Origin of the sequence: Pseudomonas poae (assembly GCF_001439785.1) — a bacterium.
Classification (GTDB): domain Bacteria; phylum Pseudomonadota; class Gammaproteobacteria; order Pseudomonadales; family Pseudomonadaceae; genus Aquipseudomonas; species Aquipseudomonas poae.
Window position 1 is genome coordinate 16,968 of the sequence record NZ_JYLI01000010.1, and the last position, 14,129, is coordinate 31,096.

A 14,129-nucleotide genomic window follows, 5' to 3' on the forward strand; every position below is an offset into this window, starting at 1 on the left:
CTCAATGACCCGCGGCAAATGGCTGGCCCTGCTCTGCCTGGTGCCCTTCGCGTTGTTCTTCATGGTGTTTGAGATCGCCCCACTGGTGTGGGTGCTGATCAACAGCGTGCAAACCGAAGACGCCGGCTGGAGCCTGGAAAATTTCACACGGATCTTCAGCTCGAAGTTTTACTTGCAAGCGATCCAGCTCAGCCTGGAAATCAGCTTCTACTCCAGCGTGTTCGGCATCCTCATCGCCACCCTGGGCAGCTACTCGTTGCGCCGGGTGGACTCGCCGCTGCGCAACTTCGTCACCGCCTTCACCAATATGACCAGCAACTTCGCCGGCGTGCCCCTGGCCTTCGCGTTCATCATCCTGCTCGGTTTCAACGGCAGCATCACCATCATGCTCAAGCAGGCCGGGATCATTCAGGATTTCAACCTCTACTCCAAGACCGGCCTGATCATCCTCTATACCTACTTCCAGATTCCCCTGGGCGTGCTGCTGCTGTACCCGGCCTTCGATGCATTGCGCGAAGACTGGCGTGAATCGGCGGCGCTGCTGGGGGCCAATGGCTGGCAGTTCTGGCGGCATATCGGCCTGCCGGTGCTCACGCCCGCGCTGCTCGGCACCTTCGTGATCCTGCTGGCCAACGCCCTCGGTGCATACGCCACGGTCTACGCGCTGACCACTGGCAACTTCAACGTGCTGCCCATCCGCATTGCAGGCCTGGTGTCCGGTGATGTTTCACTCGACCCGAACATGGCCAGTGCCCTGGCCGTGGTGCTGGTGGCACTGATGACCGTGGTCACGGCGGTCCATCAACTGCTGCTCAAGAGGAGCTACCATGTCTCGCGCTGAAGCCGGCCCGGCCTCCCTCTACCACCGCGCAGTGGTGTATCTGCTGTTTGCGATCCTGGTGCTGCCGCTGCTCGGCACCTTTGTCTACTCCATTGCCAGCAGTTGGTCGGCAACCATCCTGCCAGCCGGCTTTACCCTGAAATGGTACGTGCAACTGTGGAGTGACCCGCGCTTTCTGATGGCCTTCGGGCAGTCGCTGCTGGTGTGCGTGGGCGCGCTGGTGCTGTCGGTGGTGCTGATTCTGCCGCTGCTGTTTGTGGTGCACTACCACTTCCCACGGCTCGATGCGCTGATGAACATTCTGATCCTGCTGCCCTTCGCGGTGCCGCCGGTGGTGTCGTCGGTGGGGCTGTTGCAACTCTACGGCTCCGGGCCGCTGGCGATGGTGGGCACGCCGTGGATCCTGATCGGCTGCTACTTCACCGTGGCGCTGCCGTTCATGTACCGCGCGATCACCAACAACCTGCAGGCCATCAACCTGCGCGACCTGATGGACGCCTCGCAACTGCTCGGCGCCAGTACCTGGCAGGCGGCGATCCTGGTGGTGCTGCCCAACCTGCGCAAGGGCCTGATGGTGGCGCTGCTGCTGTCGTTCTCGTTCCTGTTTGGCGAGTTCGTGTTCGCCAATATCCTCGTCGGCACTCAATACGAGACCCTGCAGGTGTACCTGAACAACATGCGCAACAGCAGCGGCCACTTCACCAGCGCCATCGTCATTTCCTACTTTTTCTTTGTGCTGGTGCTCACCTGGGCCGCCAATATCTTGAACAAGGACAAAAGCCAATGAGCTTCGTCAGCGTCCAACATCTGCAAAAAGGCTATTCCGGTACGCCGGTGTTCAGCGACATCAGCTGCGACATCGCCAAGGGTGAATTCGTCACCCTGCTGGGTCCTTCCGGCTGCGGCAAATCCACCCTGCTGCGCTGCATCGCCGGCCTGACCTCGGTGGACAGTGGGAAAATCCTGCTGGATGGCCAGGACATCGTCCCGCTGAGCCCGCAGAAACGTCACATCGGCATGGTGTTCCAGAGCTACGCGCTGTTCCCCAACATGACCGTGGAACAGAACGTCGCGTTCGGCCTGCGCATGCAGAAGGTCAACGCCGACGACAGCCACCGGCGCGTGCAGGACGTGCTGCAACTGGTGGAGCTGCGCGATTTTGCCGGGCGCTACCCGCATCAGTTGTCCGGCGGCCAGTGCCAGCGCGTTGCTCTGGCCCGCTCACTGGTCACCCGTCCGCGCCTGTTGCTGCTGGACGAGCCGCTGTCGGCACTGGATGCGCGGATTCGCAAGCACCTGCGCGAACAGATCCGCCAGATCCAGCGCGAACTGGGGCTGACCACAATTTTCGTGACCCACGACCAGGAGGAAGCGCTGACCATGTCCGACCGCATCTTCTTGATGAACCAGGGCAGGATTGTGCAGAGCGGCGACGCCGAGACTCTCTACACCGCGCCGGTCGATGCCTTTGCCGCCGGCTTCATCGGCAACTACAACCTGCTCGACGCAGGCAAAGCCAGTCAGCTGTTGCAGCGGCCGATCCACGGGCGCATCGCGATCCGCCCGGAGGCCATCGAACTGAGCCGCAGCGGCGAACTCGACGCACTGGTGCGCAGCCACAGCCTGCTGGGCAACGTCATCCGTTACCGCATCGAAGCACGCGGCGTGGAGCTGGTGGTGGACGTGCTCAACCGCTCGGCCCACGACCTGTACCCGGACGGTCAGCGCCTGGCACTTTCCATCGACCCCGCCGCGCTGTGTGAAGTAGCCTGACCGGCACTGACTGACGAAAGAGAGAGCATTACGGATGGCATTGGTAATTTTTGATCTGGATGACACCCTGATCCACGGCGACTGCGCCACCCTGTGGAGCGAGCAGATGGGCCGCCTGGGCTGGGTCGACCCCGAGTCATTCATGCGTCGGAACACCGAGCTGATGGACGCCTACAGCCGTGGCGAGTTGCGCATGGAAGACTTCATGGACTTCAGCCTGGAGCCGATGATCGGGCGCACTTCGGCTGAAATCGAACACCTGGTCGAACCCTGGGTCGAGGACGTGATCGAGCCGCTGATCTACAGCGACGCGACCAAAACCATCGCCCGCCACCGTGCGAACGGCGACCGGATTCTGGTGATATCCGCGTCGGGCACGCATTTGGTTACGCCGATTGCGGCGCGTATCGGCATTGATGAAGTGCTGGGGATTGAGCTGGACGTGAGCCATGGCGTGTACAGCGGCCAGACCCTGGGGGTGCTGACCTATCGCGAAGGCAAGATCACACGATTGATGCAATGGCTCGAACAGACAGGTGAAACGCTGGAAGGTGCGTACTTCTATTCGGACTCGCGCAATGACCTGCCGCTGCTGCTGAAGGTCGATCACCCGCAGGTGGTGAACCCTGATCCGGTATTGCGTGCCCACGCCGAACAGGCCGGCTGGCCGATCCATCACTGGGTCTGACATTAAGCAAATGTGGGAGGAGCAAGCCCCCTCCCACACTCCCAGCATTTCAATCCGGGATCGGGTCGGGCGCCATTGGATCTGGCCTACACAGGGTGTAGGACCGGGTTGTTCCAAGCCCCCACATCACCGTCAACGCCTTGCAATGCTCTCACAGTGCCTCCATAGTGAGTCCGGACTGAGCCCGTAGCAGTAGCGCCGGGCTTTTTGCATTATGCGACCGGACCATATGGAACCGGCTCCCTCAAAGACGGCCTAATATGCGTTATCAATTGCCCCCGCGTCGAATCAGCATGAAGCATCTGTTCCCCAGCACCGCCCTCGCTCTTTTCATTGGTCTCGGCCTCGCGTCGATGTCGACCAATACGTTCGCAGCCAACAGCTGGGACAACCTTCAGCCTGATCGCGATGAGGTGATTGCCAGCCTTAACGTCGTCGAGTTGCTCAAGCGTCATCACTACAGCAAGCCGCCGCTGGACGACGCGCGCTCGGTGATCATCTACGACAGCTACCTCAAGCTGCTGGATCCGTCGCGCAGCTATTTCCTGGCCAGCGATATCGCTGAGTTCGACAAGTGGAAGACGCAGTTCGACGACTTCCTCAAGAGCGGCGACCTGCAGCCCGGCTTCACCATCTACAAGCGCTACCTGGACCGCGTCAAAGCGCGTCTGGACTTCGCCCTCGGTGAGCTGAACAAGGGCGTCGACAAGCTCGACTTCACCCAGAAGGAAACCCTTCTGGTGGACCGCAAGGACGCCCCTTGGCTGACCAGCACCGCTGCTCTGGACGACCTGTGGCGCAAACGCGTCAAGGACGAAGTGCTGCGCCTGAAGATCGCTGGCAAAGAACCCAAGGCCATTCAGGAGCTGCTGACCAAGCGCTACAAGAATCAGCTGGCACGTCTGGACCAGACCCGTGCCGAAGATATCTTCCAGGCTTACATCAACACCTTCGCGATGTCCTACGACCCGCACACCAATTATCTGTCGCCGGATAACGCGGAAAATTTCGATATCAACATGAGTCTATCGCTGGAAGGCATCGGTGCCGTCCTGCAAAGCGACAATGACCAGGTCAAGATCGTGCGTCTGGTGCCGGCAGGTCCGGCGGACAAGACCAAGCAGGTCGCCCCGGCGGACAAGATCATCGGCGTGGCCCAGGCTGACAAAGAGATGGTCGACGTGGTCGGCTGGCGTCTGGACGAAGTGGTCAAGCTGATCCGTGGCCCCAAGGGCAGCGTAGTGCGCCTGGAAGTGATTCCGCACACCAACGCACCGAACGACCAGACCAGCAAGATCGTGTCCATCACCCGTGAAGCGGTGAAGCTCGAAGACCAGGCCGTGCAGAAGAAAGTCCTCAACCTCAAGCAGGATGGCAAGGACTACAAGCTGGGCGTGATTGAAATCCCGGCCTTTTATCTCGACTTCAAGGCGTTCCGTGCCGGTGACCCGGACTACAAGTCCACCACCCGTGACGTGAAGAAAATCCTCACCGAACTGCAGAAAGAAAAAGTCGACGGCGTGGTCATTGACCTGCGCAACAACGGCGGCGGTTCCCTGCAGGAAGCCACCGAGCTGACCAGCCTGTTCATCGACAAGGGCCCAACCGTGCTCGTGCGCAATGCCGACGGCCGTGTCGACGTACTGGAAGACGAGAACCCGGGCGCCTTCTACAAAGGCCCGATGGCCTTGCTGGTCAACCGCCTCTCGGCCTCGGCCTCGGAGATTTTCGCCGGCGCCATGCAGGACTACCACCGTGCGTTGATCGTCGGCGGCCAGACCTTCGGCAAAGGCACCGTGCAGACCATCCAGCCGCTCAACCATGGCGAACTGAAGCTGACTCTGGCCAAGTTCTACCGGGTTTCCGGGCAGAGCACCCAGCATCAGGGCGTACTGCCGGACATTGATTTCCCGTCGATCATCGACACCAAGGAAATCGGCGAGAGCGCCCTGCCCGAGGCCATGCCGTGGGACACCATCCGTCCTGCGATCAAGCCCGCCTCGGACCCGTTCAAACCGTTCCTGGCGCAATTGAAGGCTGACCACGACACCCGCTCTGCCAAGGATGCCGAGTTCGTGTTCATCCGCGACAAGCTGGCCCTGGCCAAGAAGCTGATGGAAGAGAAAACCGTCAGCCTCAACGAAGTGGACCGTCGCAAGCAGCACGCCGATATCGAGAGCCAGCAACTGGCCCTGGAGAACGTGCGCCGCAAGGCCAAGGGCGAAGATCCGCTCAAGGAACTGAAGAAAGAAGACGAAGACGCGTTGCCGACCGAGGCGGAAAAAACCAAGCCGGAAGACGACGCTTACCTGGCCGAAACGGGCCGGATCCTGCTGGACTACCTGAAGATCACCAAACAGGTGGCCAAGCAGTAAAGGATGGCGATTTAAGATGATCGCTCCTCGGAGTGTCATCATATAGACATCATTCTGTCGTGAAATGAAGGACTGCATGCTCACCGCATGCGGTCCTTTTTTTTCGACCGAGATCGCCATGACCATGACCGAACAGCTGAATGCACTGGGCGCTATCCTGGCTCAAGGCAGTTTGCACAGCTTGTTCCAACCGATTGTCTGCCTCTCCGAACGGCGCATCCTCGGCTATGAAGCCTTGAGCCGTGGCCCGTCCAACAGCACGCTGCACTCCCCTGTTGCCCTGTTCGCCGTGGCCGGCCAAGCCGGACGCCTCAGCGAGCTGGAAATGGCCTGCCGATCAAGTGCATGCCGGCGCTTCAGCGAGCAGAAATTGCCGGGCAAGCTGTTCCTGAATATCTCACCGCACTCGCTGATGGAAACATCCCACCAGCCGGGGCGCACCCTGCAACTGTTGCGCGAGTTCGGTATCCCGCCAAGCCAGGTGGTGATCGAACTCACCGAACAGACGCCCACCGACGATTTCGAGCTGTTGCAGAAGGCGCTGCACCATTATCGCGACATGGGCTTTGCCATTGCGCTCGATGACCTCGGCGCCGGCTATTCCAGCCTGCGCCTGTGGTCTGAACTGCGCCCGGATTACGTGAAGATCGACCGGCACTTTATCGACGGCATTCACCAGGATGCGCTCAAGCGCGAGTTTGTCGGCTCGATATTGCAGATCGCCAGAGCGTCGCGTGCCCAGGTGATTGCCGAGGGCATCGAACTGCCGGAAGAATTGGCGGTGCTGACGGAAATGGGCGTCGACCTGGTGCAGGGCTACCTGCTGTGCCGGCCGCAGGAACATCCGCCGCAGGAAGCGCGCCTGATGCTGCCCAAGCCGGACACCGCCAACGTCGCCCTCAGTGAAGAGGCCGGCGACCTCAGCGCGCTGCTCAACGAGCAACCGGCCGTGCATCAGGACACCGCGACCGCACAGGTGCTGGAGGCCTTTCGCCGCCAGGCCAACCTCAACTCCCTGGCCGTGCTCAATGGGCTGGGTCACCCGGTTGGCATCGTGCACCGGCATTTGTTGTCGGATGCACTGCTCAAGCCATTTGCTACCGACCTGTTCGCACGCAAGCCGATCAGCCGGCTAATGAGCACGGACTTTCTGGCGGTGGAACTGAGCCAGTCGCTGCAGCAGGTCAGCCGCCTGCTCACCAGCCGCGCGCGGCAACGCATCGAAGAAGACTTCATCATCACCCTGAACGGCGACTACCTGGGCCTGGGTCGGGTGATCGATGTGCTCAAGCTGATCACCGAGCTGAAAATCCAGCAGGCACGGCACGCCAACCCGCTGACCCTGCTGCCGGGCAATGTACCGATCCAGCAATGCCTGACGCGGTTGCTGCATCAGCAGCGTGAATCAGTGATCTGCTACGTGGATATCGACAGCTTCAAGCCGTTCAACGATATCTACGGCTATGGGCGCGGGGATGAAGTGCTGCTGTGCCTGGCGCAGTGTCTCAACGACCGGGTCGACCCCAGCCGCGACTTTGTCGGGCATATCGGCGGCGATGATTTTTTGCTGGTGCTGGGCCCGCAGGACTGGCGCAAACGGCTCAATCAACTGCTGGATGACTTCCACACCCAGTGCCGGCGCTTTTACCGCGCCGAACATCTCGATGCCGGCTGCTTCGTGGCCCTCAACCGCCAGGGCGTGCGTCAGGAATTCGGGCTGTTGTCGCTGTCCATCGGCGTGGTGCACCTACATCCGCAGGCCTGTGCGCAACTGGATGCTAGCCGGTTGGCGGAACTGGCGTCCCAGGCCAAGCACCACGCCAAGGACGTGGCCGGCTACAGCATTCACGTGATCAACAGCCTGGACGCGCTGGCGCAGACGCCTCAGGCCTCGGCGGATTGCGGGTATTGATATTCGAATACCCGCACCACTTCCGACGCATGCCAGGAAGCAGCCGCCACGCCATCGGAGGGCCCGCTGAAACGCCCCAGGCGCTCGGCACACTCGAAAAACCCGGTGCGCGGCAGACGGCTGGCGCCCTGGCTGATCACGAGGGAACTGCGCAATGGCTGATCGGCCTTGGCGTCCAGGGCCGCCAAATGCTCAAGAGCGGCGGCCAGGGTCTGCATGGCCGGCGAGGGAAATTGCAGGCGCTCCAGCAGCGCACGGTAGGTGAGCAGGTGACGCTGGCGGCGCGCCTGATCAAGTTCGTTGAGTAACCCGTCCCAGTGCTGACGGCTGATACGCAGACTCACGACTCATCCCTCCAGCCGGCGACGCCCAATTCCCAGGCGAGGCTGCGGCGGATCGCGGCATCGGGCTGGCGCTCGCCGCTTTCGATCAAACCCAGGTAAGACGGGCTGATGCCCACGGTGCGCGCCAGGCTTTCAATGGCCAGGCCCTTGGCTGCGCGCAGCGCGCGCAGGTCGGCAAGTGGGCGCAGGTCCTGGGCGGCAGCGGCTTGAGGATTGGACGAAAGAGGTGCCGGGATGGGCTGCTGCAAACCGGCGGCTTTTAACAGCGCCTGGTACTGATCCCAAGGCAAGACCGCATATTCGGGCTCGCCATCGCGTGAAATAATCTGAATATCCATGACTGCCCCGTAGGATAACAACACTTACCAGGTAAGCACTTTCCTTAAGTACCTTCCCGGGAAGTGTAATCCTAACAGCCGTAAAGGTCGCCGGGGGATCACCGCTTCAGGCGTTTTTTTGCGGCTGTTCCCGGGCCAGCAGCTCAGCCGTCGCTGGAAGCCGCTCAACCACTGCGAGCTTTTCCGGACGCTGGGCGTCACGCCAGGCGCGAAAGGCGCTCAGTTCGCCGTCCAGGGTCTTCATGACCCAGGCCAGCACGGCAATGTCATCGAACATGCCGAACATCGGGATAAAGTCCGGGATCGCATCAATCGGGCTGAGAAAGTACATCAGCCCCGCCACCACCGAGATCAACGCCTTGGGGCTGATTGCGCGGTACTCGCCGCGCCAGTACGCCAGGCACAGGCCCTGCAGCAGTTTCAGGTCATCCTTGAGCTTGCCCAGGCGATTGCCCTGGCTTGAGCCTTTGGCGGCGACGGCAAACAACAGGGTGGGCAGACGACCACGGCCGAGCAGCCGCGCCGCGATGGGCAGGAAACGGGTGAAGTTGAACGGTGGTCTCATGTGTCACTCCAGTTCCGTGCGAATGAAAGGTTATCCACACAAATTGTGGATAACCTTGTGAACAGAGCCTTTTTTCGCGGCTCAAAGCCACGCCCCGCAAGGCTTGCAGTCAAATCGGGCGTTTTTTGCGCACATAAAAAACCCCAAGATTTCATTGACTTGGTGGTGATGTGCCGTTACCCACGCTTGGGTCTTACGTGTGACTGTGCGCCACGGCCCGGGTTCGATCGGATTTACCGCCGCGCCATTTTCCAAACGGCAGAAACAACAACGCCCCGTCGAAACGGGGCGTTGTGTGTTCAGACGCCGATTACTTCTTGGCGGCAGGTGCAGCAGGTGCGGCAGGCGCTTCAGCCTTGGCCGGGTCCTTGATGCCCAGCAGTTCCAGGTCGAATACCAGCACCGAGTTGGCCGGAATGGCCGGGCTCGGGCTCTGGGCGCCGTAGGCCAGGTCGGACGGGATGTACAGCTCGACCTTCTCGCCAACATGCATCAGTTGCAGGCCTTCGACCCAACCCGGGATCACGCCGCTGACCGGCAGGTCAATCGGGCTGCCGCGATCCACGGAGCTGTCAAAGGTGGTGCCGTTGGTGAGCTTGCCGGTGTAGTGCACAGTCACCACGTCGGTCGGCTTGGGCTGAGGGCCGTCGGCCTTCTTCACGACCTTGTACTGCAGGCCGGAAGCGGTGGTGACCACGCCGTCTTTCTTGGCGTTTTCTTCGAGGAATTTTTTGCCGGCGGTTGCCGACTCTTCGCTCATCTTGGTCATGCGTTCTTCAGCACGCTTTTGCAGGGCGGCAAACGCTTCAACCAGTTCGTCATCCTTCAGCTTCTGCTCTTTCTTGCCGACGGCATCTTCGATGCCCTGGGCTACGGCTTTGGAATCCAGGTCATCCATGCCTTCCTGGGCAAGACTCTTGCCCATGTTCAGGCCGATGCCGTAGGAAGCTTTCTGCGCCGGGGTTTTCAGCTCTACGCTGGTCTGCGAATCACAACCCGCAAGTACCAGGCTTACCAGGGCCACCGCCGCCGCCAACCGATGCTGTTTCATGCTATTTCCTTGTTCATGCGCCAATAGGGCATTTGAATAAAGTCGCGAGCTTATCAGCCGGCCACGACCAATGGCTACCGGCATGTGAGCGGGAAACGTCCGATAAGTTCACGTGTTTAAAAGCATTTTCATTCATGATGCAGACCCGCGAAGGATCGCGGACCACCCTGAAGCGCACTCATGGCCACTTGCCGCACCTTTGGCGTAGTGGCATAACAGCGCTACCGTTCGACAAGACCGAGACAAGGATAGCCCTCTTGCGCATTTTCTACCGTGCATTACTCCTGCTTCTTATCGCCCTGGGCCTGCTCCTGGCCGTGGTGCTCTACTACATCGTCAACCCCAGGCTGCCCGATTACGTGCCCGTGGAACAGGTGCGCTACCAGGACCAATGGAGCGCCGCCGACCGCCAGACCTACTACTTCACGCCCCAGGGCACCCAGGTCAAGGGCCTGCATTACGACTGGTTCACCGCCCTCGAACTGCCGTTCTCCGAACAGCGCTTTGCCGCCCCCGAGTACCTGGCACGCTTCGGCTTTCTGGTGGACCCCAAACAAGTGCCCACCGCGCAAAACCCCGGCAACCTGCCGGTCGGTTTCGCCCGCCATAAAAACGCCGACAGCAATGTTGAATACCTGGACATCACCTGCGCCGCCTGCCACACCGGCGAGCTGCATTTCAAAGGCCAGGCCCTGCGCATCGACGGCGGCTCGGCCCAGCACGTGTTGCCCTCCAGCGTGCCCACCCTGCGCGGCGGCAGTTTCGGCCAGGCCCTGGTGGCGAGCCTCGCGGCCACCTATTACAACCCATGGAAATTCGAACGCTTCGCCCGCCAAGTGCTGGGAGATCGCTACGAAGCCGAGCACGGCCCACTGCGCGAAGCCTTCAAAGCGTCCCTCAACCGCTTTATCAAGGTGGCCTGGAACGACACCCATCGCGGCCTCTACCCCACCCAGGAAGGCCCCGGCCGTACCGATGCATTCGGCCGCATCGCCAATGCCAGCTTTGGCGATGCGATTTCCCCGGACAACTATCGCATCGCCAATGCGCCTGTGGACTACCCGCAGCTGTGGGACATCTGGACCTTCGACTGGGTGCAATGGAACGGCTCGGCCCAACAACCCATGGCGCGCAATATCGGCGAAGCCCTGGGCGTCGGCGCCACCCTGGATTTTTTCGACAGCGCCGGCCAACCCCTGCAGGGCCAGGCCCGTTACCCGTCCAGCGTGCGCGTGCGGGACCTGCACCTGATCGAACAAACCCTGCAACGCCTCAAGCCACCCACCTGGCCGGAAGACCTGTTCGGCGCCATCGACAGACCGCTCGCCGCTCAGGGCCGCGCGCTCTTTGCCGAAAACTGCGCCGCCTGCCACGTGCCCACCGTCACCCAGGAACCGGGCCGGGCGGTGCAGCACCTGCAGATGCGCACGGTCGACTACATGGGCACCGACCCCACCGCCGCCACTAACATCGCCGATCAGCGCTACGACCTCAGCGCGCTGAAATGGGACGCCACGGAACTGGCCGCACTCAATGTGCAATTGCACCCCAAGTCGAGTGAACCGCTGGACCTGAAGAGCCTGTCGGTGGCCAAGGGCCTGGCTTACGTTACCGCCTACGTCGAAGACCACGCCTACCGCGCCGCCGGCGTCACCCCGGCCGAGCGCCCGACGCTGGATGGCTTCGATCAACCCATCGGCGTGCTCGAACTGCGCGTCTACAAGGCGCGGCCCCTGGACGGCGTGTGGGCCACCCCGCCGTTCCTGCACAACGGCTCAGTGCCCACGCTCTACCAACTGCTCTCGCCCCAGGACGAGCGCAGCACCACCTTCTATAAAGGCACCTTCAACTACGACCCGCGCCACCTGGGTTTTGAAACCGGTGCCTTCAAGAACGCTTTTCTGTTCGATACCCACATCACCGGCAACCACAACAGCGGCCACGAATTTCGTGACGGCAAGCGTGGCGAAGGCGTTATCGGCCGTGGCCTGCTGCCGCAGGAACGCTGGGCGCTGCTGGAATACCTGAAAGTGCTGGGCGGCCCGCTGGAGCAACAACTGCCATGATTATCCGATCGCAATACAACCAACGTTCGCTGCTCGCCCGCCTCTGGCTGCGCCTGGGCGCCTGGCTCGGCAAAACCCTGCTGTGGCTGGTGGGGCTGGGGCTGCTGGGCTGGCTGGCAGCGACCGGCTGGTACGCCTGGCAGCACAGCGGCCCGGTGTCACCAAACGAACAGATTCCGCCCGGCGAGGCGGCGATGACCCAGGGCATCATCCAGACCGCCGTGCGCATCGTCGACCAGCATCGCGAAGGCACACGCTACCTGCGCGACGCCCATGCCAAGGCCCATGGCTGCGTCAAGGCCGAAGTCAGCGTGCCGGCCGACCTCGACCCGGCCCTGCGCCAGGGCGTGTTCGCCGAGCCGGGCAAAACCTGGCAGGCACTGATGCGGCTGTCCAACGGTAACGCCTACCCGCAGTTCGACAGCATCCGCGACGCGCGCGGCATGGCCATCAAGCTGCTGGACGTGCCGGGCAAGCAACTGATGGCCGATCAGCAGACGCGCACGGAACAGGACTTCGTGATGTTCAGCCATCCGAATTTCTTTGTCAGCGACGTGGCCGAATACGCGCAGAATATCGGCGCCCAGGCAGACGGCAAAAAAGTCCAGGCGTTTTTCCCCAGCCTCGATCCGCGCAGTTGGCAGGTGCGACACCTGTTCATCGCCCTGGCAACCCTGGCCCCCGCGCCGGCGAGCCCCACGCAGACCACCTACTTCTCCGTTTCACCGTATAAATTCGGCGCGGCCAACGCCAAATTTCGTGTGGCGCCCGACCCGCAAAGTTGCCCGCAATACACCCTGCCCAAACAGAACGAGGACCTGCCGAACTTCCTGCGCAGCGCCCTCAATCAGCAGCTGTCCACCGACCGCGTGGCGGCCTGTTTCGTGTTGCAGATCCAGCGGCAGAACCCGCAGAAGTTCATGCCGATCGAGGACACCAGCATCGAGTGGAAGGAAAGCGACGCGCCCTACGAGACCGTGGCCAGGGTGCGGATTCCCGCGCAGGATTTCGACACCCCGGCGTTGAATCTGGCGTGCGACAACCAGTCGTTCAACCCCTGGTTCGGCGTGGAAGCCCACCGCCCCATCGGCGGCATCAACCGGCTGCGCAAAGCCGTGTATGAGGCCGTCAGCGATTACCGACATAGCCGCAACACTTCACCTTGACATCGGCGCCTGCCGCGCCGTGCGCAGCCACTGCTGAAAACTGCGCACCGCCGGCGGCGGGTTGCGATGCAGGGGCTGCATCAGGTGCAAGCGCCCCTGGCTGGGCAACGCATGGGGCAAGGCCATCTGCAGGCGGCCGGCGGCAAATTCGCCGTCCAGCAGGCTCTTCCAGCCGAGCGCCACGCCGTGCCCCATCACTGCCGACTGCATCACCAACTGATAGCTGTTGGTACGCAGCCCATGGCGCGGGGCGCAGTAGTCGGCGCCGAGGCCGGCAAACCAGTCGGTCCAGGTCAGCCAGTCATGGTGATGGTCTTCCACGATCAGCAAGGTGTGGGCGTGCAGCAAATGGTGCAGGTCGCGAATCGGACCGTGGCGCGCAAGGTAAGCGCCGCTGCACACGGCGATCACCTCTTCGCTGTCGAACACCGGCGAGAGCTCCAGGCCATGGGGCGCCGGCAGCTCGTCGAGGTGGTAGAACAGGCCCAGGTCGTACTCGCTCACATCCAGATGCTGCGGGCTTTCGCTGCACAGAATGCGGATCTCCAGATCAGGGTATTCGCGCTGAAAGTCCGGCAATAAACCCGCCAGCCAGATGGAGCTGATGGTGGGCGTGCTGGCCAGGGTCAGTTGGCGATCGGCGCCGCGACGGCGCAACTCGGCGGACTCGCGATCGAGTTCACGCAACAGGCGCTGCACGGTGCGAAAGTAGCGCACCCCGGCGGGGGTCAGACTCAGGCCCTGGGCCAACCGATAAAACAGGGGGCGGGCCAGGTCTTCTTCGAGGCGCTTGACCTGGCGGCTCACCGCGCTCTGGGTCAGGTTCAGTTCATGGGCGGCCTGGGTAAAGCTCAGATGACGCGCAGCCGCTTCGAAGGTCTGCAGGCAATTGAGCGGAGGAAGATCGACGTTTCGGCGCGGCATGGGCAGGTCCGTAAGCAGATGAGGCGGCAACTACGAGGCCAGGGTTCGCCCCGGCCCGCAGTCATCACGCAGGCATGCATCATGCC

Annotated in this window: 13 protein-coding genes; 8 read left to right on the forward strand and 5 right to left on the reverse strand. The window is 62.0% G+C overall.

Annotated elements, in window-relative coordinates; genetic code table 11:
* Positions 1-4: 4 nt before the first annotated feature.
* The 6 genes from TU75_RS13425 to TU75_RS13450 all read left to right on the forward strand — a co-directional run bounded on the left by TU75_RS13425 (position 5) and on the right by TU75_RS13450 (position 7,589).
* Positions 5-841 (forward strand): ABC transporter permease, encoded by an 837-nt coding sequence (locus TU75_RS13425; RefSeq protein WP_003231881.1) that lies wholly within the window; start codon positions 5-7, stop codon positions 839-841.
* Entirely contained in the window at positions 828-1,628 is an 801-nt protein-coding gene (locus tag TU75_RS13430) for an ABC transporter permease (protein ID WP_003231883.1), read from the forward strand. Before TU75_RS13425 ends, TU75_RS13430 begins: the two co-directional genes overlap by 14 nt.
* Positions 1,625-2,614, forward strand: coding sequence for an ABC transporter ATP-binding protein (locus tag TU75_RS13435; RefSeq protein WP_015371707.1), 990 nt, complete (start codon positions 1,625-1,627; stop codon positions 2,612-2,614). Before TU75_RS13430 ends, TU75_RS13435 begins: the two co-directional genes overlap by 4 nt.
* A gap of 34 nt (positions 2,615-2,648) precedes the next feature.
* Positions 2,649-3,302, forward strand: a complete 654-nt coding sequence (locus tag TU75_RS13440) for an HAD family hydrolase (protein ID WP_060549206.1) — start codon at positions 2,649-2,651, stop codon at positions 3,300-3,302.
* Positions 3,303-3,595: 293 nt separating this feature from the next.
* Complete coding sequence (locus tag TU75_RS13445; protein WP_169895965.1) at positions 3,596-5,677, forward strand: carboxy terminal-processing peptidase; 2,082 nt, start codon at positions 3,596-3,598, stop codon at positions 5,675-5,677.
* A 118-nt stretch (positions 5,678-5,795) separates the two neighbouring features.
* Entirely contained in the window at positions 5,796-7,589 is a 1,794-nt protein-coding gene (locus tag TU75_RS13450) for a bifunctional diguanylate cyclase/phosphodiesterase (protein WP_060549295.1), read from the forward strand.
* Here the strand turns inward: TU75_RS13450 and TU75_RS13455 are convergent.
* The 4 genes from TU75_RS13455 to bamJ form a co-directional block, all read right to left on the reverse strand.
* On the reverse strand, positions 7,562-7,933 hold the full coding sequence (locus tag TU75_RS13455) for a hypothetical protein (protein WP_003231891.1): 372 nt from the start codon (positions 7,931-7,933) through the stop codon (positions 7,562-7,564). The genes TU75_RS13450 and TU75_RS13455 overlap by 28 nt on opposite strands.
* Complete coding sequence (locus TU75_RS13460) at positions 7,930-8,271, reverse strand: helix-turn-helix domain-containing protein (RefSeq protein ID WP_060549207.1); 342 nt, start codon at positions 8,269-8,271, stop codon at positions 7,930-7,932. Before TU75_RS13460 ends, TU75_RS13455 begins: the two co-directional genes overlap by 4 nt.
* 106 nt (positions 8,272-8,377) lie before the next feature.
* Entirely contained in the window at positions 8,378-8,836 is a 459-nt protein-coding gene (locus TU75_RS13465) for a YkvA family protein (protein WP_003231895.1), read from the reverse strand.
* A gap of 310 nt (positions 8,837-9,146) precedes the next feature.
* Entirely contained in the window at positions 9,147-9,887 is a 741-nt protein-coding gene (gene bamJ / locus TU75_RS13470; protein WP_003231896.1) for a BamJ family beta-barrel-assembly machinery protein, read from the reverse strand.
* Between the two features lie 257 nt (positions 9,888-10,144).
* On the opposite strand from bamJ, the gene TU75_RS13475 reads away from it, so the two are divergent.
* Positions 10,145-11,953 (forward strand): di-heme-cytochrome C peroxidase, encoded by a 1,809-nt coding sequence (locus TU75_RS13475; RefSeq protein WP_060549208.1) that lies wholly within the window; start codon positions 10,145-10,147, stop codon positions 11,951-11,953.
* Complete coding sequence (locus TU75_RS13480; protein ID WP_003231900.1) at positions 11,950-13,119, forward strand: catalase family protein; 1,170 nt, start codon at positions 11,950-11,952, stop codon at positions 13,117-13,119. The genes TU75_RS13475 and TU75_RS13480 overlap by 4 nt, the downstream gene beginning before the upstream one ends.
* Here the strand turns inward: TU75_RS13480 and TU75_RS13485 are convergent.
* On the reverse strand, positions 13,111-14,043 hold the full coding sequence (locus TU75_RS13485) for a LysR substrate-binding domain-containing protein (RefSeq protein ID WP_060549209.1): 933 nt from the start codon (positions 14,041-14,043) through the stop codon (positions 13,111-13,113). The two genes, TU75_RS13480 and TU75_RS13485, sit on opposite strands and share 9 nt — an antisense overlap.
* Between the last annotated feature and the right edge of the window lie 86 nt (positions 14,044-14,129).